At 64.9% G+C, this 25,741-nt stretch carries 21 protein-coding genes; 12 read left to right on the forward strand and 9 right to left on the reverse strand.

Going from position 1 to position 25,741, the window contains the following annotated elements; all coding sequences use genetic code 11:
* Positions 1-172: 172 nt before the first annotated feature.
* Both GHT07_RS03970 and GHT07_RS03975 read right to left on the reverse strand, forming a co-directional pair.
* A complete protein-coding gene (locus GHT07_RS03970; protein WP_153583764.1) occupies positions 173-1,795 on the reverse strand; it encodes an alkaline phosphatase D family protein in 1,623 nt (540 codons plus the stop codon).
* A gap of 22 nt (positions 1,796-1,817) precedes the next feature.
* Entirely contained in the window at positions 1,818-2,369 is a 552-nt protein-coding gene (locus GHT07_RS03975; protein ID WP_153583765.1) for a DNA-3-methyladenine glycosylase I, read from the reverse strand.
* Between the two features lie 152 nt (positions 2,370-2,521).
* Between GHT07_RS03975 and GHT07_RS21775 the strand changes: the two genes are divergently transcribed.
* The 7 genes from GHT07_RS21775 to selD all read left to right on the forward strand — a co-directional run bounded on the left by GHT07_RS21775 (position 2,522) and on the right by selD (position 10,370).
* On the forward strand, positions 2,522-3,967 hold the full coding sequence (locus tag GHT07_RS21775; RefSeq protein WP_153583766.1) for an endo alpha-1,4 polygalactosaminidase: 1,446 nt from the start codon (positions 2,522-2,524) through the stop codon (positions 3,965-3,967).
* An 80-nt stretch (positions 3,968-4,047) separates the two neighbouring features.
* The gene (locus tag GHT07_RS03985; RefSeq protein ID WP_153583767.1) at positions 4,048-4,839 is read left to right on the forward strand and encodes an FAD binding domain-containing protein; all 792 of its coding nucleotides are present in this window, start codon (positions 4,048-4,050) and stop codon (positions 4,837-4,839) included.
* A 30-nt stretch (positions 4,840-4,869) separates the two neighbouring features.
* Positions 4,870-5,433 carry a CoxG family protein gene (locus GHT07_RS03990; RefSeq protein ID WP_153583768.1) on the forward strand — a complete coding sequence of 188 codons (564 nt, stop codon included), beginning with the start codon at positions 4,870-4,872 and terminating at the stop codon, positions 5,431-5,433.
* Between the two features lie 32 nt (positions 5,434-5,465).
* Positions 5,466-5,954 carry a (2Fe-2S)-binding protein gene (locus GHT07_RS03995; protein ID WP_153583769.1) on the forward strand — a complete coding sequence of 163 codons (489 nt, stop codon included), beginning with the start codon at positions 5,466-5,468 and terminating at the stop codon, positions 5,952-5,954.
* Positions 5,951-8,296: a xanthine dehydrogenase family protein molybdopterin-binding subunit gene (locus GHT07_RS04000; protein WP_153583770.1), complete on the forward strand. Its 2,346-nt coding sequence runs from the start codon at positions 5,951-5,953 to the stop codon at positions 8,294-8,296. Before GHT07_RS03995 ends, GHT07_RS04000 begins: the two co-directional genes overlap by 4 nt.
* Positions 8,293-9,303 (forward strand): UDP-glucose 4-epimerase GalE, encoded by a 1,011-nt coding sequence (galE, locus tag GHT07_RS04005; RefSeq protein WP_153583771.1) that lies wholly within the window; start codon positions 8,293-8,295, stop codon positions 9,301-9,303. The genes GHT07_RS04000 and galE overlap by 4 nt, the downstream gene beginning before the upstream one ends.
* Positions 9,300-10,370, forward strand: coding sequence for a selenide, water dikinase SelD (selD, locus tag GHT07_RS04010; protein WP_153583772.1), 1,071 nt, complete (start codon positions 9,300-9,302; stop codon positions 10,368-10,370). Before galE ends, selD begins: the two co-directional genes overlap by 4 nt.
* 25 nt (positions 10,371-10,395) lie before the next feature.
* Here the strand turns inward: selD and GHT07_RS04015 are convergent, their stop codons facing one another.
* Entirely contained in the window at positions 10,396-14,244 is a 3,849-nt protein-coding gene (locus GHT07_RS04015) for a calcium-binding protein (RefSeq protein ID WP_194792814.1), read from the reverse strand.
* Between the two features lie 39 nt (positions 14,245-14,283).
* Between GHT07_RS04015 and GHT07_RS04020 the strand changes: the two genes are divergently transcribed.
* On the forward strand, positions 14,284-15,288 hold the full coding sequence (locus GHT07_RS04020) for a MerR family transcriptional regulator (RefSeq protein WP_153583774.1): 1,005 nt from the start codon (positions 14,284-14,286) through the stop codon (positions 15,286-15,288).
* Positions 15,289-15,322: 34 nt separating this feature from the next.
* On the forward strand, positions 15,323-16,642 hold the full coding sequence (locus GHT07_RS04025) for an MFS transporter (RefSeq protein WP_153583775.1): 1,320 nt from the start codon (positions 15,323-15,325) through the stop codon (positions 16,640-16,642).
* Positions 16,643-16,646: 4 nt separating this feature from the next.
* Here the strand turns inward: GHT07_RS04025 and GHT07_RS04030 are convergent, their stop codons facing one another.
* Genes GHT07_RS04030 through GHT07_RS04040 form a run of 3 tightly spaced genes read right to left on the reverse strand, consistent with a single transcriptional unit; the run spans position 16,647 to position 19,336 of the window.
* Entirely contained in the window at positions 16,647-17,210 is a 564-nt protein-coding gene (locus GHT07_RS04030) for a nucleotidyltransferase family protein (RefSeq protein WP_323740795.1), read from the reverse strand.
* A gap of 11 nt (positions 17,211-17,221) precedes the next feature.
* On the reverse strand, positions 17,222-18,097 hold the full coding sequence (locus GHT07_RS04035; RefSeq protein WP_153583777.1) for an SH3 domain-containing protein: 876 nt from the start codon (positions 18,095-18,097) through the stop codon (positions 17,222-17,224).
* A 12-nt stretch (positions 18,098-18,109) separates the two neighbouring features.
* On the reverse strand, positions 18,110-19,336 hold the full coding sequence (locus GHT07_RS04040; protein ID WP_153583778.1) for an MFS transporter: 1,227 nt from the start codon (positions 19,334-19,336) through the stop codon (positions 18,110-18,112).
* A gap of 142 nt (positions 19,337-19,478) precedes the next feature.
* Between GHT07_RS04040 and GHT07_RS04045 the strand changes: the two genes are divergently transcribed.
* From GHT07_RS04045 to GHT07_RS04055, 3 genes are all read left to right on the forward strand, one after another.
* Positions 19,479-21,539, forward strand: coding sequence for a TonB-dependent receptor (locus GHT07_RS04045; RefSeq protein ID WP_194792815.1), 2,061 nt, complete (start codon positions 19,479-19,481; stop codon positions 21,537-21,539).
* An 83-nt stretch (positions 21,540-21,622) separates the two neighbouring features.
* Positions 21,623-21,919 carry a toxin-antitoxin system TumE family protein gene (locus GHT07_RS04050; RefSeq protein WP_194792816.1) on the forward strand — a complete coding sequence of 99 codons (297 nt, stop codon included), beginning with the start codon at positions 21,623-21,625 and terminating at the stop codon, positions 21,917-21,919.
* Positions 21,900-22,247, forward strand: coding sequence for an HVO_A0114 family putative DNA-binding protein (locus tag GHT07_RS04055; RefSeq protein WP_153583780.1), 348 nt, complete (start codon positions 21,900-21,902; stop codon positions 22,245-22,247). Before GHT07_RS04050 ends, GHT07_RS04055 begins: the two co-directional genes overlap by 20 nt.
* 15 nt (positions 22,248-22,262) lie before the next feature.
* On the opposite strand, the gene GHT07_RS04060 is transcribed toward GHT07_RS04055, so the two are convergent.
* From GHT07_RS04060 to GHT07_RS04070, 3 genes are all read right to left on the reverse strand, one after another.
* On the reverse strand, positions 22,263-23,126 hold the full coding sequence (locus GHT07_RS04060) for a hypothetical protein (RefSeq protein ID WP_153583781.1): 864 nt from the start codon (positions 23,124-23,126) through the stop codon (positions 22,263-22,265).
* A gap of 65 nt (positions 23,127-23,191) precedes the next feature.
* Positions 23,192-23,662 carry a nickel-responsive transcriptional regulator NikR gene (gene nikR / locus GHT07_RS04065; RefSeq protein WP_153583782.1) on the reverse strand — a complete coding sequence of 157 codons (471 nt, stop codon included), beginning with the start codon at positions 23,660-23,662 and terminating at the stop codon, positions 23,192-23,194.
* Positions 23,663-23,667: 5 nt separating this feature from the next.
* Positions 23,668-25,713 (reverse strand): M3 family metallopeptidase, encoded by a 2,046-nt coding sequence (locus GHT07_RS04070; protein WP_153583783.1) that lies wholly within the window; start codon positions 25,711-25,713, stop codon positions 23,668-23,670.
* Between the last annotated feature and the right edge of the window lie 28 nt (positions 25,714-25,741).

The raw sequence follows: 25,741 nt of genomic DNA on the forward strand, positions 1-25,741 counted from the left end.
GAACTCACTGTGGCTCCTGGCACGTCGATCCGAATGAGAGTCTCAAGCCCGGATGCGTGAGACTTGTTTATCTTAATATTCGCCTAAACGGATATTAACGACGACAGACTGAGCCATGTGTAGGGAATACCCTTGCGGTCGAGGCGCAAGGGCGCCGCCAGCCCCGCCCACCTCAGCTCATTGCAGGCAGTTCGACTTCAAAGAGCGTCTGCCCATCTCCGCCGTGCAGCGACACCGTGAGGCTGCGGCTGCGCGCGTCGATGCGCCCAATGCCAAAGAACTGCAGCCCATCACTCGGTGGGCGGTTCTGCTTCATGCCCGGCGGCAGGCCCACAAACTTCACTTCAGGCCCGAATGTCCTGTCGATCTCGCCAGGGCCGAAGGTGCCGGCATTGAGCGGGCCGCCCACAAACTCCCAGAACGGCTTGAAGTTGGTGAAGCGCGCGTTGTCCGGCCGGTAGTGCGTGGCTGACGCATAGTGCACATCGGCCGTGACCCACACCACGTTGTTGATGTTGTGCTGCTTGATAAAGCCCAGCAGGTCCGCCACCTCCAGCTCGCGGCCTGATGGCGGGCCATCGTCTGCATTCGCCCACGCTTCGAACGTGCCCTTGGGCACATCAGCGTTCAAGTCGCGCACGACGATCGACAGCGGCATGTCGCTCGCGATCACCTTCCAGGTAGCGCGCGATGCGAGCAGCGATTGCTTGAGCCAGCGCGTTTGCCCCGGCCCCAGGAAGTCTGCATTGCGATCGCCTGCACCCTGGCGGTTGGCCGTGTTCGGCCCGCGATAGCTGCGCTCGTCGAGCATGAACACGTCGGCCAGCGGCCCCATGCGGAATGCGCGATAGACCCTCTCCGGATCGACGGGGTCAGGGCGCATCGCGTTGTACTCGAACATGGCGCGGTTGGCGCGTGCCGCAAGCAGTGAAGCGCTGCGCTCCTGGTAGCGCGTGTCTTGCGGGCCGAACTGCTGGTCGGGAAACCAGTTGTTGCGTATTTCGTGATCGTCCCACTGCACGAGCATCGGCACTTCCGCGCAGAAGCGGCGCTTGTTCTCATCGAGCAGGTTGTACGCAAAGTTGCCGCGAAACTCGTCCAGCGTTTCAGCAACCTTGCTCTTGGCTGGCGTCACAAGGTTCTTCCACACGCTGCCGTCGTCGAGGCGCACTTCCGGCTGCAAGGGGCCGTCCGCGTAAATCTGGTCGCCTGAGTGGATGAAGAAGTCAGGGTTGAACTTGCGCATCGACTCATACACGCGGTAGCCACCCCACGCCTCATTGATGCCCCAGCCCTGACCGGCCTCGTCGCCGGAAAAAGCAAACACCAGGTCGCGTGCTTTGATGGGCGGCGTACGAAAGCGACCGATCAATGGAACGCTGTAGATCTTCGGGTCGGCCAGGTCCTGGAACTGCACGCGGTAGAAGTAGGTTTGCCCCGGTGCGAGATCGCCCACGTCCAGGTGCGCGGTGAAGTCGCTCGATTCGAGCGCGGCGGGCCCGATGATGCGGCGCGCATCGCCCATGCCCTGCGTAGTGGACAAATCGACCACCATGCGCGCAGAGCGATCTGCGCGACTCCAGACGACGGCGCGGTTGCCCGTCACGTCGCCGCTCATCACGCCATAGGGCATCTGGGGCCGCGCCTTGTCAGGCGTGACAAGCGCGGGTGCCTGCCCTTGCGCCAGCACCGCGCGCAAGCCGCCACCCATGCCACCGCCCAGTGCGAGTCCACCTGCGCCGATCAGGCGCAGCGCAGAACGCCGCGCGAATCGGGATGGCGTGTCGGAATCCATGGAGATGCCTCCTTGTTGGCAGTCAGTGTCGCCGCACGCACCCGGCGGAATGATCGTTCACGATTCCCACGGCCTGCATCCATGCGTAGACGATCGTCGGGCCGACAAACTTGAAGCCGCGCCGCTTCAGCTCTTTGGAAATCGTTTCCGACAGCGGTGTCGATGCGGGCACTTTGCCGCCGTCACTCTTGATGACTTTGCCACCTGTGAATGACCAGCAGAAGTCATCAAAGCTCTCGCCGGCTCGCTCCATCTCGCAGTAGATCTGCGCGCCGCGAATCGTTGCCTCGATCTTGGCGCGCGCGCGGATGATGCCGGGGTTGGCCATCAGGCGTTCGATGTCTGCTTCGCCGAAGCGCGCCACTTTCTTCGGCTCAAACCCGGCGAATGCCTTGCGAAAGGCCTCGCGCTTTTTCAGCACCGTGATCCACGCGAGCCCGGCCTGGAAGCCTTCGAGCATCAGCATTTCCCAGAGCATGCGCGAGTCGTGCTGCGGCACGCCCCATTCCTCGTCGTGATAGGCCTGCATCAGCGGGTCATTGCCTGCCCAGGCGCAGCGTTGGATGGTTGTCATGCGAGCGATTGTGACCATGATCACAGGGCAGAAGTGTCAGCTGTAACGAGACATGTTTTGTCAGTCTTCGTTCAGTTTGCCACTGAACCATCGCCGCCACAGCGATGGAGTTGGATCGCTCGACCGGTTCAATTTCATGAAGGACTCGCCCTATGTCACGAACAAGCGCGCCGGCACGGCGTTGGCCCCTGAACGCTGTTGCCGCATCAGTGGCACTGATGCTGTCTGCCTGTGGCGGCGGCGAGCCGGAAGACGCCAGCAGTCCACTCGCGCAGGATGCGCGGCCCCTCGCGCAGGACGCGCGGCCGCTTGCGCAGGAAGCACGCCCGGTCCTGGCAGCCGCGCCGTCGCCGGCGGTTGCTGCCACCACGGCGCGCATCCAGGAGCAGTCGCAGGATCACTGCTTCGTCGTGTCGGGCTCGCCCGTTGCGGGTGCCACGATCGGTCACACGACGTGTGACCAGCCCAACGAGTTGTTCGACGTGCTTCCCGTCGCGCCCGCAAGCAGCATCGCGCGCCTGCGCCTGTCGGGGTCGTCCCTGTGTGCCGGCGTGAAAAACGCGAAGACCTCCGCCAGTACCAAGCTCGTTCTGGCGGCTTGCGGCCCGGGTGCAGAACAGCAGTTCGACTTTCGCGCCGTGGCCGGCGGGCGGGTGCAACTCGTCGCGCAGCACTCGGCGTTGTGCCTCGAAGCGCGCGGCACCACGGCGACCCAGCAGGCCTGCGACACCAGCGCCAAGCGGCTTGCGCAACTCTTCGAACTGGTCGCCGGCACACCCGCACCAACTCCCGCACCAACTCCCGCACCAACCCCCGCGCCCACGCCTGCTCCGACACCAGCGCCGACACCTGCGCCCACGCCCGCACCCGCTGCCGCCTGGACGCCGCGCGTTGCCGATACCTGGCAGTGGCAACTCACGGGCACGATCAACACGGGCTACGACGTGCTCGTCTACGACATCGACCTGTTCGAGGCGCCGCAGTCCACGATCAATTCGCTCAAGGCCAACGGCCGCCGTGTGGTGTGCTATTTCTCGGCGGGCAGCTCGGAGAATTTCCGGCCCGACTTTGCCCGGTTCAACGCGAGCGACATGGGCGCCAATCTGGATGGCTGGCCCGGCGAGCGCTGGCTCGACACGCGCTCGGCCAATGTGCGGGCGATCATGCAGTCGCGGCTTGACCTGGCGGTCGCCAAGGGATGCGACGGCGTCGAGCCCGACAACATGGACGGCTACCTGAACAAGCCGGGCTTTCCACTCACGTCCGTCACGCAGCTCGACTTCAACCGGTTCATTGCCCGCCAGGCGCGCGCGCGCGGCCTAGCCGTGGCGCTGAAGAACACGGTGGATCTGCTCGCCGATCTCGAGCCCGACTTCGACTTTGCCGTCAACGAGCAATGCCACCAGTACGACGAGTGCGGCGGCTACAGCGTGTTCACGTCGAAGGGCAAGCCCGTGTTCAATGCCGAATACGCAAGCAAGTGGGTGAAGCAGCCTGCCGAACGCGCAAAGCTTTGCGCATCGAGTCGCGCGGCGAATTTGCGAACACTTGTGTTGCCGCTGGAGCTGGACGATTCCAGGCGATGGAGTTGTGACTGAGGACAGCGCGGCAGGCAACGCGCACTTTCGGGAACTGTTGTACAAACGTGAGTCCGGTCTAGCGTTCAAGGGCTTCCACGATGTATACATTCGATTACCAGCGGCCTGCGAGCCGTGAGGCGGCGCTGGCTGCCGCGCAGGGCGACGCGCGCTTTCTCGCCGGCGGCCAGAGCCTTGTGCAGGCGATGCGCCTGCGGCTTTCTGCCACCGAGCGAATGGTTGACCTGGGCGGCATTGCCGACCTTGCAGGCATCACAGTCGACGCCCAGCAGGTGACCATCGGCGCCATGACCACCCATGCTGCAGTGGCAGCGTCGGGCGATGTGCGCCGCGCGATCCCTGCGCTGGCCGAGCTGGCCGGCAACATCGGCGATCCGTCGGTGCGCAACATGGGCACGCTGGGCGGCTCCATCGCCAACTCTGACCCTGCTGCCTGCTACCCGTCTGCCTTGCTCGCACTCGACGCCACCGTCCACACGAACAAGCGGCAGATTGCAGCCGCGAGCTTCTTTACCGGCCTGTATGAAACAGCGCTGGACGCAGGCGAGCTCGTCGTGTCGGTGAGCTTTCCCATTCCCAAACGCGCGGCCTACATGAAGTACCGCCAGCCCGCCTCGCACTTCGCGCTGGTCGGCGTGTTCGTGAGTGAGGGGGCGGGTGGCGTGCGAGTCGCCGTTACCGGCGCGGGGCCGTTCGTGTTCCGCGCGAAGGAGCTGGAAGCCGCCCTCGGCAAACAGTTCACGCCCGATGCGCTCAACGGCATCACCATCGCTGCGGACAACCTCAACACCGACATGCACGGCACCGCCGCGTATCGCGCGGCCATGGTCACCGTGATGGCGCAACGCGCTGTCGCAAAAGCCATCGCATAACAACACTCGAACCACTCAAGGCGAATCAAGATGGACCTGCAAGGCGAACGCCTCATTCCCGCCAGCGTGCAACGCACCTGGGACGCACTCAACGACCCCGAGACACTGAAGGCCTGCATCCCCGGATGCGAGTCGGTCACGCGCACCGGCGACAACACGTTTGAATCCGTGGTGGCCGTGAAGATCGGCCCCGTCAGCGCCCGCTTCAAGGGCCGGCTGGAGATGACCAACGTCGAGGCGCCGCGCGCCTACACGATCAACTTCGACGGGCAAGGCGGGGCAGCCGGCTTCGGCAAAGGCTCTGCCGATGTGAGCCTGGCAGCAGAAGGCGACAGCACGCGCCTGACGTTTGCTGCCAAGGCGCAAGTGGGCGGCAAGATGGCGCAGATCGGCTCGCGGCTGGTGGACGCTACCGCGCAAAAACTCACCGAGCAGTTTTTCAGCGCGTTCGAGGAACACCTGCGGCCCGCAACAGCGGGTGCCAGTGAAGCCGCGCCCGCAAGCGCTGCACCCGCCAGCGCCGGCATACCGGCGTGGGTCTGGATTGCAGGCGCTGCCGTGGTGCTCGCAGCCCTGTATTTCGCGATGCGCTGAAGCGCTCGCCGACGAATGAGGAAACACTCCAAATGACGATGCTCAAGTTGACAGTCAATGGCAAGCCGGTTGAATCCGACATCGCGCCGACAACACTCCTGGTGGACCTGCTGCGCGGCCCGCTCGCGCTCACAGGCACCCACACCGGTTGCGACACGGCCCAATGCGGCGCATGCACCGTGCTCATCGATGGCCGCTCGGTCAAAAGCTGCAGCATCCTCGCGCTGCAGGTGCAGGGGCGCTCAGTCACCACTGTCGAAGGGCTTGCGAAGGGCGACCAGATGCATCCCCTGCAGGAGGCTTTCATGGCGTGCCACGGCCTGCAATGCGGCTTTTGCACCCCCGGCATGATGATGGCCGCTGCCGGCCTGCTGGCAACGAACCCCAAGCCGTCTGAAGCAGACATCGTGCATGCGCTGGACGGCAACATCTGCCGCTGCACCGGTTACGTGAACATCGTTGCCGCCGTGCAGCAAGCCGCTGATGTGATGGCCAACGGCGCCAAGGCAGGTGTGCAATGAACGCCCCCGCCCAAGCCGTGCGCTTTGGCAGCGGCAAGACCGTTCGCCGCATTGAAGACCCGGCACTTGTCACCGGTCGCGGCCAGTTCACTGACGACGTGACACTGCCGAACCAGTCGCATGTTGCCTTCGTGCGCTCGCAATACGCGCACGCAAAAATCCTGTCAATCGACACGAGCGCTGCACTGGCCGTGCCCGGCGTTGCCGGTGTGTACAAGGGTGCTGACCTGGTTGCCGCCGGCGTCAAGCCGCTGAGCGCGCCGCTGCCTTTCCCCAGGCCTGATGGCAAGCCGGGAGCCACGGCGATGCGCCGTGTGCTCGCGCATGAACGCGTGCGTTATGTGGGCGAAGCGGTTGCCGCTGTGGTCGCCGACACGCGCGAGGCCGCTATCAACGCAGCCGAAGCCTTGATGATCGACTACGAAGAGCTGCCCAGCGTGGTCGACGGCGTGCTCGCCATGAAGCCCGGCGCGCCCGTGCTCTGCCCGGAAGCGCCCGACAACATCGCATCAGCCATGCGCCATGGCGATGCAGCGGCGGCGAATGCGGCATTCGACAAGGCGGCCGTGCGCGTCTCGGTTGATATCGTGAACCAGCGCCTCGCGCCAACATCGATCGAGCCGCGCGTGGTGCTGGCCTATCCCGAAGAGGGCACTGACCGTGTGGTGATCCGCCTGTCGAGCCAGATGCCGACATCCGTGCGCGACGGCGTGGGCAACGCGCTGGGCATCGGCCCGGACAAAGTCCGCGTGCTTGTCGGCGATGTGGGTGGTGGCTTCGGCATGAAGACCGGCGCTTATCCCGAGGACGTGTTCTGCGCCTTCGCAGCCCGCGCGCTGAAGCGGCCCGTGAAGTGGTGCTCACAGCGCATCGAAGAATTCCAGGCTTCCACACACGGCCGCGACGCGGTGTCGCACGCCGAGATGGCGCTGGATGCGAACGGCAAGGTGCTTGCACTGCGCGTGCGCGGCGTTGCGAACGTTGGCGCGTATGCGTCGGTCACAGGCACAGTGATCCCGCTGCTGATCGGGCCGTGGGTCACGACGAGCATCTACGACATCCAGGTGATCGACCTGCAATTCACGGCAGTGATGACGAACACGATGCCCGTGGGCGCGTATCGCGGCGCAGGCCGGCCCGAGGCGATCTACATCACCGAGCGCCTGATGGATGCGGCCGCGCGCGAGATGAAGATGGACCCGTCCGAGGTCCGCCGCCGCAACATGATCCGCCCCGAGCAGATGCCGTACAAAAATCCGATGGCGCAGGAATACGACGTCGGCGAGTTTGAAAAGATCATGGACCAGACGCTGGCGCTGGCCGACTGGAAAGGCTTCGACGCGCGCAAGGCGGAATCAACCAAGCGCGGCAAGCTGCGTGGCCGCGGCGTCTCCACCTTTCTTGAATGGACGGGCGGCAATGTGCTCACCGAGTCCGTCACCGTGAACGTGTTGCCCGACGGCTTTATCGAACTCACGTCGGCAACGCAGGCGATGGGGCAGGGCATTGCGACCAGCTATGCGCAACTCGCCGTTGATGTGTTTGGCGTGTCGATCGACCGCATCCGCGTGAAGCAGGGCGACACTGATCGCGCCAATGGTTTCGGCAGCGCGGGTTCGCGTTCGCTCTTCACCGGTGGCTCGGCTGTGCAGGCTGCGTCCGAGAAAACAGTTGACCACGCAAAGACGCTGGCGGCCAACGCGCTCGAAGCACCCGCTGCGGACATCGAATACAGCGCAGGCCGCTTCAGCGTGAAGGGCACTGACGTGGGCATTGGCCTGTTCGAGCTTGCAGGCAAGCAAGGCGATGCGCGCATCTCCGTGGAAGCATCGGCCAGTGCAAGCGCGCCAAGCTGGCCGAATGCCTGCCATGTGGCAGAAGTGGAAGTCGATCCGCTCACGGGCGTGGTCGAGATCGTGGCGTACGCCTCGGTCAGCGACATTGGCCGCGTGGTGAGCCCGGCCATCGTGCAAGGCCAGGTCGATGGCGGCGCGATGCAGGGCATCGGCCAGGCTCTGTGCGAGCGCGTGGTGTACGACAACGAGTCGGGCCAGCTGCTCACGGCGAGCTTCATGGACTACGCGATGCCGCGCGCTGACATCTTCCGCGCGTTCAAGACGCACTTCGACACCAGCGTGCCCTGCAAGACCAACCCGCTGGGTGTGAAGGGCGTGGGCGAGTTGGGCACGATCGGCGCGACGCCCACAGTGGTGACGGCGGTGATCGACGCCGTGGCCAGCGCAGGGCAGGGCCGCGCCGCCGAGCGGATGCAGATGCCGCTCGTGGCCGAGCAGGTGTGGCGCGCATTGCAGGGCGAATACCCGCCTGCGCCGCTGGCATGAACGTCCTGTTGACGGGCGGTGCGGGCTACATCGGCAGCCACGCATGCATCGCGCTCGTCGAAGCGGGGCACACGCCGGTCATTCTCGACAACTTCTCGAACAGCCAGCCCGCGGTGCTCGGGCGTTTGCAGGCGATCACGAAGCAGGCCGTGACTTGCGAACGCGGTGATGTGCTTGACACAGAATTTGTCGAGGTTGTGCTGCGCAAACACGCCATCGGTGCCGTCGTGCATCTGGCCGGGGCGAAGGCTGTCGGTGAAAGCGTTGCCCATCCGCTGAAGTACTACCGCAATAACGTGGCTGGCACCGTCAGCCTGATGCAGGCCATGGAGTCGGTGGGGTGCGGCGTGTTTGTCTTTTCGAGCAGCGCGACGGTCTATGGCGAGGCGGCAAGCGTGCCCATTCGTGAGGACTTTGCGCTCTCGCACACCAACCCGTACGGCCACTCGAAGCTGGTGATCGAGCAGATGCTTGCAGCGCAGGCAACGGCGAGGCCCGACTGGAGGGTTGCTGTGCTGCGCTACTTCAACCCTGTGGGTGCGCATCCGAGTGGCCTCATCGGCGAAGACCCGAAGGGCGTGCCCAACAACCTGATGCCCTACATCGCGCAGGTGGCCACGGGCCAGCGCGCCGCCTTGCAGATCTTCGGCGACGACTACCCCACGCCCGATGGCACTGGCGTGCGCGACTACATCCACGTGAGCGACCTGGCCCAAGGGCATGTGGCGGCACTCGGCGCGCTGCTGCAGCAAGGGCGCAACCTGACCTTGAACCTCGGCACGGGCCGCGGCCACAGCGTGCTCGAAGTCGTGCGTGCTTTCGAGCAGGCAAGCGGCCGCAAGATTGCGTACACGATCGCACCGCGCCGCCCAGGCGATATCGCGCAGTGCTACGCCGACCCTTCGCTCGCACAGGCCGTGCTGGGCTGGCGCGCGAGCAGAAGTCTTGAGGAAATGTGCATTGATACCTGGCGATGGCAAAGCGGCAAGGACACAATCGCGCCATGAACGCGCCACTGAACCCGGTTAACGCTGAACCTGGCCTCACATCACTCTCGCACGGAGGCGGGTGCGGCTGCAAGATTGCACCGGGTGTGCTGTCTGAAATTCTCAAAGGCACCGCGCGCATGCCGATGCCGCCCGAGCTGATGGTGGGTATCGAGACGGCCGACGACGCAGCGGTCTACAAACTCAACGACCAGCAGGCGCTGATTGCCACCACCGATTTCTTCATGCCCATCGTCGACGACCCGTTCGACTTCGGGCGCATCGCCGCCACCAACGCGATATCGGATGTCTATGCGATGGGCGGCACGCCGATCATGGCGCTGGCGCTCGTGGGCATGCCGATCAATGTGCTCAGCACCACGACGATCGGCCGCATTCTTGAAGGCGGCGAATCGGTGTGCCGCGCTGCAGGCATTCCAGTGGCAGGCGGGCACACGATTGACTCGGTCGAGGCCATCTACGGACTCGTCGCGCTCGGCCTGGTGCACCCTGACCGCGTCAAGCGCAATGCCGATGCGCAAGCAGGCGACGTGCTCGTGCTCGGCAAGCCGCTGGGTGTGGGCGTGCTGTCCGCCGCGCTGAAAAAAGACAAGCTCGATGCTGCCGGCTATGCCCGCATGATCGACACCACCACACGGCTGAACACACCAGGCCCCGAACTCGCCGCGCTCGAAGGCGTGCATGCGCTCACCGATGTCACCGGGTTTGGCCTTGCGGGCCATGCGCTCGAACTGGCGCGCGGCGCGAAGCTTTCTGTGGAAATCGACTGGAAGCTCGTGCCCTTCCTGCAAGGCGTGCGCGAGTTGGCGGGGCAGGGCTTCATCACCGGCGCGTCTGCGCGCAACTGGGCGGGTTACGGTGCGCAGGTTGACCTGCCCCTCACATTCGCCGATACAGACCAGGCGTTGCTGACTGACCCGCAGACCAGTGGTGGCCTGCTGGTGTCGTGCACCGAGCAGTCAGTCGCTGAAGTGATGGCGATCTTTCGTCGCCATGGCTTTGCAGATGCAGCCGTGGTCGGCCGCGCGATCGACGCGGCAGGGGGCTCGCGGCTGGTCGTGCGCTGAACGCTGCGACCTGCACGCCCCCGCGTTACTCGTACGACAGCCCGCTGGCCGCAAGCCCGGTGAGGTTCACAGCCAGGGCGTTCAACTCGGAGTCAGCCGCGATCATCAGCAATTGCCCGCGCGTCACGGCGCCTGATTGCAGCAGGCCCACGATGTAGTCCTTGTCAGGCTGCGTCGGGTCGTAGTGAATGTGGCCGCAGACGATGGCGACAAACTCCGCGTGGGTCACGCCACCAAACACCAGCCCCACGACTGCGTCGCACACTTCCAGCTCGCTCCAGCCGTTGTCGAACACGCGCAGTCCTGTACCTGCGTATCCCCAGTTCAACACGCCCGCGTCCCTGCCCAGGCTTGCATTCAGGATGCGAGCGGTCAGACCGGCATGGCCGTCCATGTCGAACGCAATGCCGTGGTCATAGAACTGCAGGCGCTCGATGCCATACAGCGTATCGACCATCGGCGAGTTGCCGGGTGATGTTGCCGTCATGAATCCGTCGCCCATGGCGAGCGTGTAGAAGTGCGCGGGCAGCGTCCACACGGCGGTGTCCACGCCGGCGCCGCCGTCGAGCGTGTCGTCGCCATCGTCGCCGGTGAGGCGGTCGTTGCCGTCGCCGGCTTCGAGCCAGTCGTTGCCGTTGCCGCCGCTTATGGTGTCGTTGCCCGCGAAGCTGCGAATGTGGTCCGCGTTGGCCGTGCCTGTCAGGCTGTCGTTGCCGGGCCCGCCGTCGATGGGGGGCGGCATGAAGGTACTCACCGGGTAGCTGCCGTCTTCGAACGACAGGGTTTCGATGCTGACGAGCGTGTCGGTGCCGTCGCGGCCGGCCACGTGGTCGGTCACGGTGACGCGTTGCGTCTGCGGGTCGTACACGACGTCGTAGTGGGTGAACTTGCCGTAGAAGAATGCGGTGTCGGTGCCTGTGCCGCCGTCGAGCAGGTCGTTCTCCAGGTCGCCTGACAGCGTGTCGTCGCCTGCGCCGCCGCGCAGTGTGTCGTTGTTGGTGCCGCCAATCAGGCCGTTCCAGTTGGGCAGGTAGCTGTAGTCCCCCACCAGCAAGTCGTTGCCGTCGCCGCCTTCAAGCACGTCTGCATCACCGCCGCCGTAAATCGAGTCGTTGCCGCCGTCGCCGTGCATCGTGTCGTCGCGGGGGCCGCTGTCCAGGATGTCGTTGCCCTCACCGCCGTAGGCAATGTCGATCGCATCGGAGGAGCCGACGAACAGGTCGTCGCCGTCGTTGCCCTCCATGATGCTCAGGCCGCCGCCACCGAAGAGCGTGTCGTTGCCCGCGTCGCCCGTCGCGTGCGAGAGGTAGGCCGAGCCTGTGCCGTAGATCACGTCGTTGCCATCGCCGCCGGCCATCACCTGCGTGTGATACGCGCCGATGAGCGTGTCGTTGCCATCGCGGCCGTAGATGTCGTTGTAGAACACCAGCTGCGCGTTGGCGTTGCTGATCGCTGCGATGAAGTCGTCATGCGCACTGCCTTCGACCCACGACACCGCCTCGACCGACTCGTAGTTGCCACCGGCGATCACCGTGGAGCCTTGCGTCAGGATCTCGCGGAAGTCGGCATGCACGCCCACAGGTGCGCCCGCAAAACTCACGAAGAGCTTGTCCATGCCTGCGCCGCCCGACACGTCGTCGCCGTAGCCGGCAAACAGGATGTCGTCGCTCGCGCCGCCGTCGATCGCGTCGTGTTCGATGCCTGAGTCGAGTGCGGGCAGCGGGCGGTCAATGCCTGCGGGCGCCACGAGGATGAAGGTGGCGCTGCCGGTAAAGAGCTGGTCGCGGCCCCAGCCGCCGCGGATCACGTCAGCGCCCGCGCCACCGGCCAGCGAGTCGTCGCCATCACCACCGCTCACCACGTCGTTGCCGGCAAGTGCGTCGATGCTGTCGTTGACCACGCCGCGCACGAGCCAGTCGTCGCCGGGCGTTGGTGTGCCGGGCGCCGCCAGAAATTCAGCGGGCGCGAGCGTGGCGTCGGCAAAGCGGAACTGCTCGACGCCGCTGACCCGGTCCGCGCCATCGCCACCTGAGCCAAGGTACGTCACCAGCCATGTGTCCGCGCCGGCTGCGGCGGTGGAATAGTCGAACACCGACCCTGCAAAGAACGCGACGTCGTCGCCGGCGCCGCCCGCGAGTGTGTCGTTACCCGCGCCGCCCGTGAGCTGGTCGTTGCCGTTGCCGCCCGACAGGCTGTCGCTGCCTGCACCGCCCAGCAAAGTGTCGGCGCTCTCGCCGCCGCTGAGCGTGTCTGCTGCCGCAGTACCGGCCAGCCGGTCAGGCCCTGCAGACGGCACGGTGCTGTTCGCCGTGAATGAGCCCGCCGCACGCGTGACATCAGCGAACTGCAGCGACTCGATGGCCGTGAGCGTGGTGATGCCCTCCCAGGCCGGCGACGCGTTTGCGTGCACCTTGAATACTGTGCCGTCGAACACCACGGTGTAGTCGGCGAAGTGGCCTGCGAACACGGCACTGTCGATGCCCGCACCGCCATCGAGCGTGTCGTTGCCGGGCGACGCGGCCAGTGTGTCGCTGCCCTCGCCGCCCAGCAGCACATCGTTGCCGTCGCCACCATCGAGCACGTCGTTGCCGCCCATGCCGGCCAGCATGTCGTTGCCCGGCAGGCCGGCCAGTGAGTCGTTCGCCTCGTTGCCGCGCAGCAAGTCGTCCTGCGTGGTGCCGAGCGCGCCCGCACCCACGGCGAGTTCAGCCAGCGACACCGTCTTGTCGGAAAAGCGCAGGTATTCGATGCCCGACAACGTGTCCTGCCCGTCGCGCCCGGCGATCTTGTCTTCGATCGTGAAGGTCCGCGTGGCGGCGTGATACACAACGCTGTAGTTCGCAGCGGTGCCCGTCATGGCGGCGGTGTCGAATCCGCCAGTGCCGAAAAGCGAGTCGTCGCCCTTGTCGCCCCACAGTGTGTCGTTGCCGCCGCCTGCGTAGAGCGTGTCGTTGCTGCTGGTCGTGAGCGCGGTGCCGGGCGACGATCCGCCGAGGTCGCCATGCAGTTCGTCGTCGCCGCCTTGCGCCACCAGCAAGTCGGCATCCGCGCCGCCGAACAGCGTGTCGTTGCCCGCGCCGCCATTGAGCGTGTCGTCCCATGCGCCGCCTTGCAGCACGTCGTTGCCCGCTTCGCCGAACAGGCGCTCGCGCTCGGTGTTGCCGACAAGGCTGTCGTCGCCATCACCGCCAAAGAGCTCATTGCCACGGCCGCCGAAGATCGTGTCGTTGCCTTCGTCGCCGTGCACGCCAAAGGCGTATTCGTTCAGCGAGTAGTCGATCAAGTCATTGCCCGCGCCGCCAAACGCCATGCCTGTGAATGTCGCGCCAATGATCGTGTCATTGCCGCCCAGGCCGTACATGGGCGCTATCGCGTCGTACTCATTCGAGACGGGCGCAATCAGGTCGTTGAACTCGCTGCCCTCGACCCAGCCGATGATCTCGAAATTCGCGATGACGCCACCGTCGATGGTGACGGCGTTGCCGCTCGCCATGGGCCTGAAGTCCGCCGTGACGCCGTGGGGCGCGTAGCGGTAGCTGATGTAGAGAATGTCGCCGAACAACTCGCCGCCGTCGCCGGCATCCGCGCTGTCGCCCGCGCCGGCAAACACATGGTCGTCGCTCGTGCCCGCCGAGATGATGTCGTGCTCAAGGCCTGTGTCGAAGATGGGTGGCACGGCCGCGACCAGGCCTGTGGGAAAGCCGGGCAGCGGACTCACCGGCCCCGAGAAGAGCCAGTCGCGCCCCGCGCCGCCCGTGAGCGTGTCTGCCCCCGCCTGGCCATCCAGTGAATCGTCGCCCGCGCTGCCGGCGAGGCTGTCGTTGCCCGATGTACCGTGCCTGATCTGATCGGAGTCCGTATTCACAACCGCCATGTATGCCTCCCGAACTGAATGTAATTCACAATCCCGGCCATGCAGCACTTGAAAGTCGGTGAACTCGCGCGCTCTTCCGGCCTCACGGTTCGCACGCTGCATCACTACGACGATATCGGGTTGCTCAAACCTTCGGGCCGCTCCGACTCCGGCTACCGGCTCTATTCAGAGCAAGACGTCGCCCGGCTGCATGGCATCCAGGCGCTGCGGCATCTGGGCCTGCCATTGAGCGACATCGCGCAGTTGCTCGATGGCGATGCGGCCGCGCCGCAGACCATCCTCACGCAGCAGATCAACGCGCTGGAGCGCCAGATCGAACAAGCCAACGAGCTGCGTGGCCGCCTCGCGCTCATTCGCGACGACATCACGAGCGGCACGCCTCCGGTGATGGGCGACTGGCTCGGCGCGTTGTCGTTGATGGCGACGTACGGCAAGTATTTCAGCGCGCAGGAACTCAAGAAGATTTTTCAAGACTGGCAGAAGATCGAAGTGCAGTGGCCCGCGTTGATTGAGGAAGTGCGCCATGAGATGAAGCGCGGTACAGCGCCCGACTCGCCCGTGGCACAAACGCTGGCGCGGCGCTGGATGGCGCTGGTGCACCACTGGATGGGCGGCGACTTCGAGCTGATGCATCGCTGGGGCGAGATGTACAAAAACGAGCCTTCAGCCCACGGCCGCAAGGGCGGGCCACCCACCGAGGTGTTCGAGTTCATGCAGAAGGCCGCGGATGTGCGGCTGGCTTTTCTCAAGCGGCACTACACCATGGAAGAGCTGGGCAAGATCCGCTATGTGCCCGAAGAAGCGTGGCGAGACGTGCAGGCCAGGGCACAGGCGCTGATGCAGCAGGGCAAGCCGGCCACAGGGCGGGCCGCGCGTGCGCTCGCGGCCCACTGGTCGGGCCTGGTCGACCAGCTGGTAAGCGGCGATGCGGATATGCGCCGCAAGTTGTTCGAGTTGCAGCGCGACGAGCCGCTTGCGCGGGCAGCGTCGCCGATCTCGCCCGAAGTGCGCGCCTATTTGCTGGAGGCGCTGAAAATTTCTTGACCCTCACGCAACGTGAGGCTGCACAGTCCGCTCCATGGACAACAAAACCACAGACCGCAAGGCCCTGTTCAAGGACCGCAATTTCAAATGGCTGATCTATGGCGGCGCCATCTCGCTGCTGGGTGACCAGTTCACCCTGATCGCGCTGCCCTGGCTCGTGCTGAAGATGACGGGCGACACGCTTGCGCTGGGCGCCGTGCTGGCGCTCATCGCCGTGCCGCGCGCGCTGTTCATCCTGGTGGGCGGCGCCATCGTTGACCGCTACTCGCCCAAGAGCGTGCTGATGCTCACCAAGCATGTGAGCACGGTGCTGCTCGGTTTGCTTGCTGCAGGCGTTGTCACGGGCGTGTTGACGCTGCCGATGATTTATGTGCTGGCGCTGGGGATCGGCGTGGCGAGCGCCTTCAGCATTCCCTCGGGCACGTCGATCATGCCGCGCGTGATGCAGCCCGAGCAGTTGCCGGCTGCCAACAGCGTGATGATGGGCATGCGCCAGTTGAGCATGTTCATCGGCCCGCTGGCGGCAGGCTTGATGGTCGCGCTGGGTGGTGATGTGAAGCAGGGCGATGTGTCAGGCGCGCACGGGCTCGCACTGGCATTTGCATTCGACGCGCTGAGCTTCGCGCTGTCGGCCTGGACGCTGTCGAAGGTGCAGCTGCGCCCTATCGCCGCCGCGCCCGGTACAGCCGCTATGCAGGGCGCACCTGCTGCACAGAAGGCACCCGCCATGCCGGTGTGGATGTCGATCAAGCAGGGGCTGCAGCATGTGGGCAGCGACACGCAGCTGCTCACGCTCTACCTGTACTGGACGGCTGTCGCCATCCTCGTGCTAGGCCCGCTGCAAATCGCGCTTCCCGTCCTGGCGAGCAGCCATCCGGAGCTGGGTGCGTCCGCACTCGGCATCATGGCCGGCTCGCACGGCGCGGGCACGCTGATCGGCATGATTGCCTCGGGCATGAACCCGAACCTGCGGCTGCGCAGCCTGGGCGCGACGATGATCCTGTTCGACGTGGTCATCGGCCTGCTGTTCATGCCGATGGGCCTGATCCAGGCCACATGGCAAGGCGCTGTGCTGATGCTGGTGATCGGCACGCTCGGCGGGTCCATGCAGGTGTCGGTGTTCACGTGGCTGCAGCGCCGCGTGCCGCTGCAGATGCTGGGCCGCTCGATGGCGCTCTTCATGTTCATCTTCATGGGGCTCGTGCCGATTGCATCGGCCGTCACGGGCTGGGTGCTCAAAGTCGTGACGCTGACTCAGCTGTTTGCCGGCTGCGGCGGATTGCTGGTGGTGGTGGCGTTGCTTGCGGCTGTCGTGTCGCCGCTGCGAAGGGTGGGCATGACGGCCGCCGCGTGAGGCTTCAGCCGTCGATCCGCAGCCACGGCCAGCGCTGCTGGTAAGAGCGGGCCTTCGCGAGGAACAGCTCGCGATGGTCCGTCAGCGGGTTGGGTGACAGCACACCGTCATAGAGGATGTCCAGGCCATACGGCGCGTAGGTGTCAAAGTCCGCACCGTGAGGCCGCACACCGACGCAGGTGGAAAGCACCAGGTAGCGGTCGATGCCGTCGCATGAGTTTTTCAGCTGCGGATAGTCAAAGCCGAAGTACTCCGGATACCAGAGGTGCACACGCGCCTGGTTCTTGGCTTCGACTACAACGCCCAGGTCGCGCAGCACACCGTTAACGTGCGACTGCACACGCATCTCGGCTTGCTCGGACAGATCGGCGGCATCGAAGTAGAAGAGGTCGTAGTCCTTGATCTGTGCCTGCGGCGCTGCGCCAGCGTGCAGGTTCCACACCGTCTGGAACAGGCAGCCTGCTACCAGCCAGCCGTCAGGCAGCGCGAGCTGCTCCCAGCGATCGAGGATCGCGCGGTTGACGGGGTTCGTGCGGACGTCAGCGATGAAGCGTTGTTGCACAACGATGGCTGGCTGCGTCAGGGCTTGTCGCCGCGCTCGTCGTGCCTGCGCTCGTTGCGGCCTTCACCGCGTCCGCGCGGCTGCTGGTGTTGCTGTTGTTGCTGCTGATGCACCTGTGGCTGCTGGCCTTGTTGCTGCAAGGGCTGCGGCTGCTGGTACTGCGGCTGCATGCCACCGCGATGCTGCGGTTGCACGCCAATCTGCGGCACCTGCTGCACGCCGGGGCCGGGTGGCTGCGGCGAATGCAGGCCAGGCTGGCCACCGTTGGGGCGGTTGGGCGCAATCTGGATCGGCTGCGCGGGCTGCGTGAAATTGTGCTGCTGCGGCTGGCCGCGATGGGGCACAAAGCCCTGGTTGTGCTCGCGATTGTTGAAGCGGCCCGCGCGATGGTCGCGGTCATAGTCACGCTCGCGGCCGTGGTACCAGTAACGCGGCGGCGGCCTGTGATACCAGCGGTCGCGGTCCGAATAGAACGGGCGCTCGCGGTAGTAGCTGCGCCAGTAGTCGTCGAAGAAGAATCCCGTCAGGCCGATGCCCACAATCGTGGCAACGCCGGCAAAGGGCACGTAGCGGTTCTGGTAGTAGTAACGCAGGTTGGATGAATGAATCCAGCCGCGGTCGATGCCGAACCCCACGTCGCACCAGCTGTAGCCTTCCAGGCATCCGTACACATCGATTTCCATGCGGGGCGCCAGCACGGCAACGATGGGATACACGCCATCCGGGCCGGCATGCACGTTCACACGATAGGGCGCCGTGACGGCGAGCGACTGTGCCGACGACGCCAGCGGAAACACGGCCGCCGCAGCGACGGCAAGGCCCGCGAGTATGGTTTTCAGGATGTTCATCATGTGCTCCAGCTTGTCGTGCACCATCGTACCTCTGGCACGCACGCGCGCGAAAGCTCAGCGGAACGAATCGCGGCGGGCCAGCGCAGGAAAAAGCTTCCACCACAACGCGACCACGGCCAGCGTGCCGCAACCGCCCAGCAACACCGAGCCCACTGGCCCGAGCAGCGCTGCCGTCGCGCCCGATTCAAATTCGCCGAGCTGGTTGCTCGCGCCGATGAAAACGGAGTTCACGGCGCCCACGCGCCCACGCATGTCGTCAGGCGTGTCAAGCTGCACGAGCGTCTGGCGCACCACAACGCTCACCGTATCGAACGAGCCGGAGATCGCCAGCGCCGCGAGCGACAGATAAAAATTCGTCGAGATACCGAAGGCGAGCATGCAAACGCCATACGCGGCAACTGATAGCAGCAGCGTGCGGCCGATGCGACGCGTGATCGGAAAGTGCGCGAGCAGCACCGACATGCAAAGCGCGCCCACAGCAGGCGCAGAGCGCAGCACACCCAGGCCGGCAGGCCCGACCTGCAGGATGTCCTTGGCGTAGATCGGCAGCAGTGCCACTGCGCCGCCGAACAGCACGGCCATCAGGTCGAGCGACACGGCGCCCAGCAACTGTTTGCGTGTCCACACGAAGCGCAGGCCGGCAAACATCGAGTCGAGCGTCATCGAGTGGCCTGCCGTGCGATGGTCGTACTGCACCTGCGATACGAGCACCAGCGAGACAAGCAGGCAGAGCAGCGCGACGGCATAGACCGAAACGGGGCTGACCGCAAAGACAAGCCCGGCCAGCGCCGGCCCGCCGATCACCGCCACCTGGAAGCCAGCCGAACTCAGCGCCATCGCGCGCGGCAGCATCGCCGGCGGCACCAGGCTGGGCACCAGCGACTGGTTGGCCGGCATCTGGAACGTGCGCGCCGCGCCGAGCATCACTGACACACCCAGCAGCAACTCGCGCGAGACAAAGCCCTTGTACGTCGCAGCCAGCAGCACGACAGCGTTGATGAGCTGCAGCGCTGTTGCGAAGGCACTGACGCGTGCGCGGTGATACCGGTCGGCCACATGCCCGGCGAAGAAGGTGAGCAGCACGACCGGCGCAAACTGGTAAAGCCCGACCAGCCCCAAGTCCCAGGCGCTGCCCGTCAGGTCGTACATCTGCCAGGCGGTGGCCACCATCACCATCTGGCCTGCTGCGCCGCCGAAGATGCGCGAGACCCACAGGCGGATGAAATGCCGGTACGCGAAGAAGTCGGAAATGCTTTCGCGGCTGGCGGCGGGCGCTGTCATGGAGTGAGGCCGATCATATCGGCGGGTGAACTTGCCGCGCACCGGTGAATCCATACGCGTGAATCCAATTCGGCTCGCCGCACGTACACACTGGCGTATGAAATAATTTGAAAAGTTCACACCGCCCCGTCTGGAACACCTGATGAAGCCACTTTTGTCCCCCAGCGCCATCGCTGCCGCCGCCATGGCAGTCTGCGGCCCGTACGCAGCCTTTGCGCAGCAGGCGCCCTCTACGCTGGCGCCCGTGCAAGTGCAGGGCCACTATGAAAATTCCGTCGGCAGCTCGGATGCGGCCAGCCAGGGCAGCGTCAACGCCGCGCTGATTGCCAGCCGGCCCACCGAGCGCACGGGCGAGATCCTCGAATTCGTGCCCGGCCTCATCGTCAGCCAGCACAGCGGCGACGGCAAAGCCAACCAGTACTACCTGCGCGGCTTCAACCTCGACCACGGCACCGACTTCGCCACGTTTGTGGATGGCATGCCCGTGAACATGCGCTCGCACGCGCACGGCCAGGGCTACACGGACCTGAACTTCCTCATTCCCGAATTCGTCTCGCGCATCGACTACAAAAAAGGGCCGTACTACGCTGATGAAGGCGACTTCGCCTCTGCCGGTGCAGCGCGCCTCGTGCTCGTCAACAAGCTGCCTGCAGGCATTGCGTCGGTCACCGCTGGTGGCCATCAATTTATCCGCACGCTTGTGGCGAATTCCATGCCGGTGGGCAGCGGGCAATTGCTCTGGGCGCTCGACGTGGCCCACAACAACGGGCCGTGGCTCAACCCGGAGAAGATGCGCAAGCTCAACGGCATGCTTCGCTACAGCCAGGGCACGAGCGACGACGGCTTCAACGTCACGGCCATGGGTTACAGCGCCCGCTGGAACGCCACCGACCAGATCCCCGTGCGCGCCGTGAATGCCGGCGTGCTCGACCGCTTCGGCGCGGTGGACGCCTCTGATGGCGGCAGCAGCTCGCGCTACAGCGTGTCTGCCGCCCTGCGCAAGCGCAACGACTGGGGCCTGTTTGAAGCGAATGCATTTGCCATCCGCTCCGGCCTCGACCTGTTCAGCAACTTCACCTTCTTCCTGGACGACCCGGTCAATGGCGACCAGTTCCACCAAAAAGAGCGGCGCACTGTTTATGGCGCCAATGCGAGCCAGACGTGGAACATGAAGCTCGGCCCGCTCGACTCGGCGAACAAGCTGGGTGTGCAAACGCGCTTCGACAGGCTAGCCCCCGTCGGCCTGTACCTCACGACTGCACGCGTGCCCTTCGCCACAGTGCGGCAGGACCAGGTCAGGGAAAACAGTGCGGGCGTTTTCTTCGAGAACACGACGCAGTGGCTTGCGAAGCTGCGCACCGTGGCCGGCGCCCGCTGGGACCGCTACACGTTCAACATCAACAGCAACATCGCTGCGAACTCGGGAAGCACGTCGGCCACGATCGCGTCACCCAAACTGTCGTTCATCGTCGGGCCGTGGGCCAGGACGGAGTATTTCGCCAACTGGGGCGAAGGCTTTCACAGCAACGATGCGCGCGGCACCACGCAGACCATCACGCCGAAAGACCTGCTGCCGACCACGCCGGTCACGCCGCTCGTGAAGACGCGCGGCAGCGAGATTGGCATGCGCACGGAAATCATCCCTGGCTTGCAGAGTTCGCTCGCGCTGTGGCGTTTGCGAATCGCATCCGAACTTGTGTTTGTGGGTGATGCGGGTGATACGTCAGCAAGCCGGCCAAGCAAGCGACACGGCATCGAGTGGAACAACCACTATGTTGCGGGCAACGGTTTGCTGTTCGATGCCGACTTTGCGGTGTCACGCTCGCGCTATTCGCAGGATGACCCGGCCGGCAATTTCATACCGGGCTCGATCGAAAAAGTCGCGTCACTGGGCGCGACGGTGACCGACTACGGCCCGTGGTCTGGCAGCGTACAGCTGCGCTACTTCGGCCCGCGCCCGCTGATTGAAGACAACACGGTGCGATCAGCCAGCACGGTGCTCACGAACCTGCGCATCGGCTACAAGGTGAACGCGAAGACGCGTGTGGCAATGGACGTGTTCAATGTGTTCAACCGCAAAGCCAGCGATATCGACTACCTGTATGACTCGCAGCTGCGCGGCGAAGCCGCTCCCGTGAGCGACAGGCACTTCCATCCGGTGGAGCCGCGTACGGTGCGCGTTTCGTTGACGCACAGTTTTTGATTGGCCTTTACTTCATTGTTCTTGAGCCTGAAGCGTGTTGGAGTCATTGACAACAGTGATCTTCTGTTGTCAAAATGTCCAACATGAAGGCTGTTCCGCTCGTTCGACGTCGATTGGTTCTGACTCTCAAAGCCTTCGTGGAGATCGCCATTTGGCGAGTGCCCGCACCGGTTCCGCCATCGGAACACCCCTTCAAATATCGTCTCGCCTATGTTGTTGGTGGCGAGTGTGTGCTGCGATACGACAACGAACGAGGCAAAGGCGATCACCGGCACTTCGGCGGTCGGGAGACTGACTACGCATTCTCAACGCCGGAACAGCTGATGCTTGACTTCAACGCTGACATCACGAGGTGGAATCATGAACACGGTCATTCTTGAGGTTCGCACCCTGGCGGACACGCTTTTAGACGCAACACGGGCGATGAAGTCCGGGCGCGCTGAGCGTGAGGCTCGCATTGGCTTTGCTACCCCCGAGTTGTTGTGGCAGGTCCTGACGGCAAAGCGTTGGGAATTGCTCAAAGCCATGTGCGGGGCGGGTGCCATGCCAATCCGCGAGGCGGCCCGACGCGTTGGTCGAGATGTGAAGGCCGTGCATTCAGATGTAGTGGCCTTGCTGGACGCAGGCGTCCTTGTACGTGCCGCTGAGGGAGGCGTTGTATTTCCTTTCGATTCCGTCAAAGTCGAGTTCATGCTCGAAGCGGCCTAGCCTTCAGGTTTCGCTTCAACCTTGTTGCGACTTGACATACAACTCGCGCCGATACACCGCCGAGAATCCCAGTTCACCCCATCGCCGGTACGCCTCGCTGTCGCGCGTGGCGGACGGCACTTCAATGTCACTGACGAACGCGCGCGCCCCACGGGCTGCCGCGCAAGCAAGCAGCGTGGCGACGACGCTCTGGTCGTCTTCAAAGCAAGGGGCCATGACGCCTGGTATCGGCGCGTCGATGCCCAGCCATGCCCAGCCTTCGTCATCGCAATAGAGGCTGCGTGCCATCACGATTTTGCCGCCCGCCGCGCCGCCCTCGCGCCGGATGGCGTGCGTCCAGCCTCGACGGCCGACCAGCGCATTCAGCCAGCCGCCAATCACCTCAGGCATGCCGTAACAGTGGACGATGAAATCACTCCACTGCTGCGCGCTGGCTGGCGTGACGAGCTCGCAGCCGTGCGCGTGCGGTGCCCACTTGTCGGCGGCTGCGCCTTGCAATACGACGCGATCCCACGCGCCGTCAGGCGCATAGCCACGCGCGACAAGCTGGTCGCGCAGATCGGCTGGTTGGCTGTAGTCGTTGACCAGCACCCAATGCCGCCCGCCGCCGCCCTGTGAATAGAACGCGTCGATCGCCTCGAATGCCCGGCTATCGACGGCCGCAGGGCAGCCCAGCGTCAGCACCATGTTGAAGTGGCTAAACGGAATGTGGCTGCGAACCATCACAAGGTCTCGCTCGCAATAAGTGGCCAGCCCAAGTGCTGCCGATACAGGCGCTGGTGCGCCTGCAAAGTCATCGAGCCAGTTGGCGGCGTCTATGCGTTCGGCGCGCACGGCAAGCGGGTAGCCGGACAGCAGGGGCAGGTTGGATGAGGTCATGTTCGAAAACCATCGTGAGTTCCCTCGCCTTACGTGCCAAACCGCCGGCTGGATGCAACGGCGCTTCAGCTCGAAGGCGTGAAGTGTTTGTGCTTGGCGCCCGGGCCGTGCGGGTGCCTGTGCCCGCGCCCTTCGCTGGCCAGCGGAATGTAGTGCACGCGGCCGTGGTGCACGCCGCGCAGTGCCACCAGCTGCTCGCCGCAGGCGCGCACGGCCTTCGTCGGGCCGCGCAGCACGACGGTTTCCAGGCAATGGTCGTGATCAAGGTGTACATGCTGGCTGGTGACCACCAGGTCGTGATGCTCGTGCTGCACGGACAGCAGCTTTTCCATCACGGTGTGATCGTGGTGGTCGTACACGTAGGTCGCAATCGCGCTGCACTGGCTCGTGGCCAGCTCGTCGACATCTTTGCGGTCCAGCCGTTCGCGGATCAGGTCGCGAACGGCCTCCGAGCGGTTGTCGTAGCCGCTGTGGGCAATGAGCCCGTCGAACTGCTGCGCGAGTTTGTCGTCCAGCGAGATGGTGAAGCGCTGCATCGCCTTCAGGCCGGTTCGGCCAGCCCCTTTTTCTCGAACAGCGGATCGAGCACCGGCGGCCGGCCGCGGAACGCCTCGAATGCCTGGCCGGGCTCGACGCTGTTGCCCGATGAATAGATGCAGCGTTTGAGCCGCTGCGCGACGTCGGGTGCGAAGGGGTCGCCGGCTTCCTTGAATGCGCCATACGCATCCGCATCGAGCACTTCAGCCCAGAGGTACACGTAGTAGCCTGCAGCGTAGCTGTCGCCTGAGAAGAGGTGCTGGAAGTGCACCATGCGATGCATGATGCCCGTCGCGTCGGGCAGGCCACGCTCGCGCAGAACCTGCGCTTCGAATGCAGGCCAGTCTTTGATGCTGGCAGGGTCGGGGTGGCTGTGCGCAGCCATGTCAACGATGGCGCTCGCGGTGTAGCGAACGGTCTCGTAGCCCTGGCCGAAGCGCCTGGCCTTCTGCAGCCGTTCGATCAGTTCATCTGGAATGGGCTGCCCCGTCTCGACGTGGCGGGCGTGCCGCCGCAGGACATCCGGCTCCGACATCCAGTGTTCGAACAGCTGCGACGGCAGTTCGACAAAGTCGCGCAGCACTGCCGTGCCCGAGAGCTGGTGATAGGTCACGTCAGACAGCAAGCCGTGCAGGCCGTGGCCGAACTCATGGAACAGCGTGCGCACATCGTCGAAGCTGAGCAGCGTCGGGCTGCCCTTGGCGAAGTTGTTGTTGTTCACGATGATGGGCAACGCCGTGCCGCCGTTGCGCGCCTGCTTGCGGTAGCTGCTCATCCACGCGCCGCTGCGCTTGGTGGGGCGGGCAAAGTTGTCGTGCAGGAAGAGCCCGACCTGCGCGCCCTGGGCGTCCTGCACTTCGTAGGCCTTCACATCGGGGTGGTAGAGCCGCAGGTCCGGCCGGGGCGTGAAGCGGATGCCGAACAGGCGCGTCGCGCAGTCGAACGCGGCAGCCACCATGGCGTCCAGCGCGAAGTACGGCTTGACCTCCGCGTCATCGATCGCGTACTGCTGCACTCGCACCTTCTCTGCCCAGTAGCGCCAGTCCCACGCTTCGATCGGGCCTTGCCCGCCCAGCGCGTCTTGCGTGGCGACGAGCTGCGCGCGTTCGCGCTCGACCACTGGCTTGGCGCGGCTCCACACGTCGTTCAACAGGCGGTTGACGGCAGCGGGCTCGCGCGCCATGCGGTCCACCAGCGCGTAGTCGGCATAGGTGGCGCAGCCGTGCAGCTTTGCCTGTTCGTGGCGCAACGCCAGAATTTCAGCGACGAGCGCCCGGTTGTCGTGCTCGCCTGCATGCTCGCCGCGCGAGGTCCATGCGCGCCACGCTTCTTCGCGCAAGTCACGCCGCTCCGAGAAGGTCAGGAACGGCATGATCGACGAGCGCGCCAGCGTGATGGCATAGGGGCCATCGACCTTGCGTTCGACTGCTGCGTTGCTTGCGGCGTCTCGCACGAACGCGGGAAGCCCCGCCAGGTCAGCTTCATCGCGTAGCACGAGGCTCCAGCTTGCTTCGTCGTGCAGCACGTTCTGGCCGAACGCCGTTGTCAGCTCGGCCAGGCGCTGCGTCACTTCGGTGTAGCGCTGCTTGGCCTGCCCGCGCAGCAATGCGCCCGCGCGAACGAAGCGCAGGTGCAGGCGTTCAAGCAGGCGCGCCTGCTCTGGCGTGAGGCCGAGCTGATGGCGCTTTTCGTGCAGGGCTAGCACGCGCATGAATAAAGTTTCATGCATGAACACGGCGCTTTCATGCGCGGCCAGCGGCACGGCCATGCGCCGCTGAACCGCTTGCAGGTCGGGCGATGTTTCCGAGGCGCACAGGTTGTAGAACAGCAGGTCGATGCGCAACAAGGAGCGCCCCGCGCGATCGAACGCGGCGATGGTGTTGTCGAAAGTCGGCTCCTGCGCATTCGTGGCGATCGCGTCAAGTTCGGCGCGGTGTTCGCGCATCGCGGCGTCGAAGGCGGCTTCGAAATGGGCGGGCAGCACCTGGTCGAATGGGGGCAACCCGAAGGGTGTGGTCCAGGGTGCGAGGAGCGGGTTGGCATCGGTCATCGGTTCATTCTAAGGAGCGGCCACGCAG

The sequence above is a fragment of the Caenimonas koreensis DSM 17982 genome, from assembly GCF_009646335.1.
Taxonomy (GTDB): domain Bacteria; phylum Pseudomonadota; class Gammaproteobacteria; order Burkholderiales; family Burkholderiaceae_C; genus Ramlibacter; species Ramlibacter koreensis.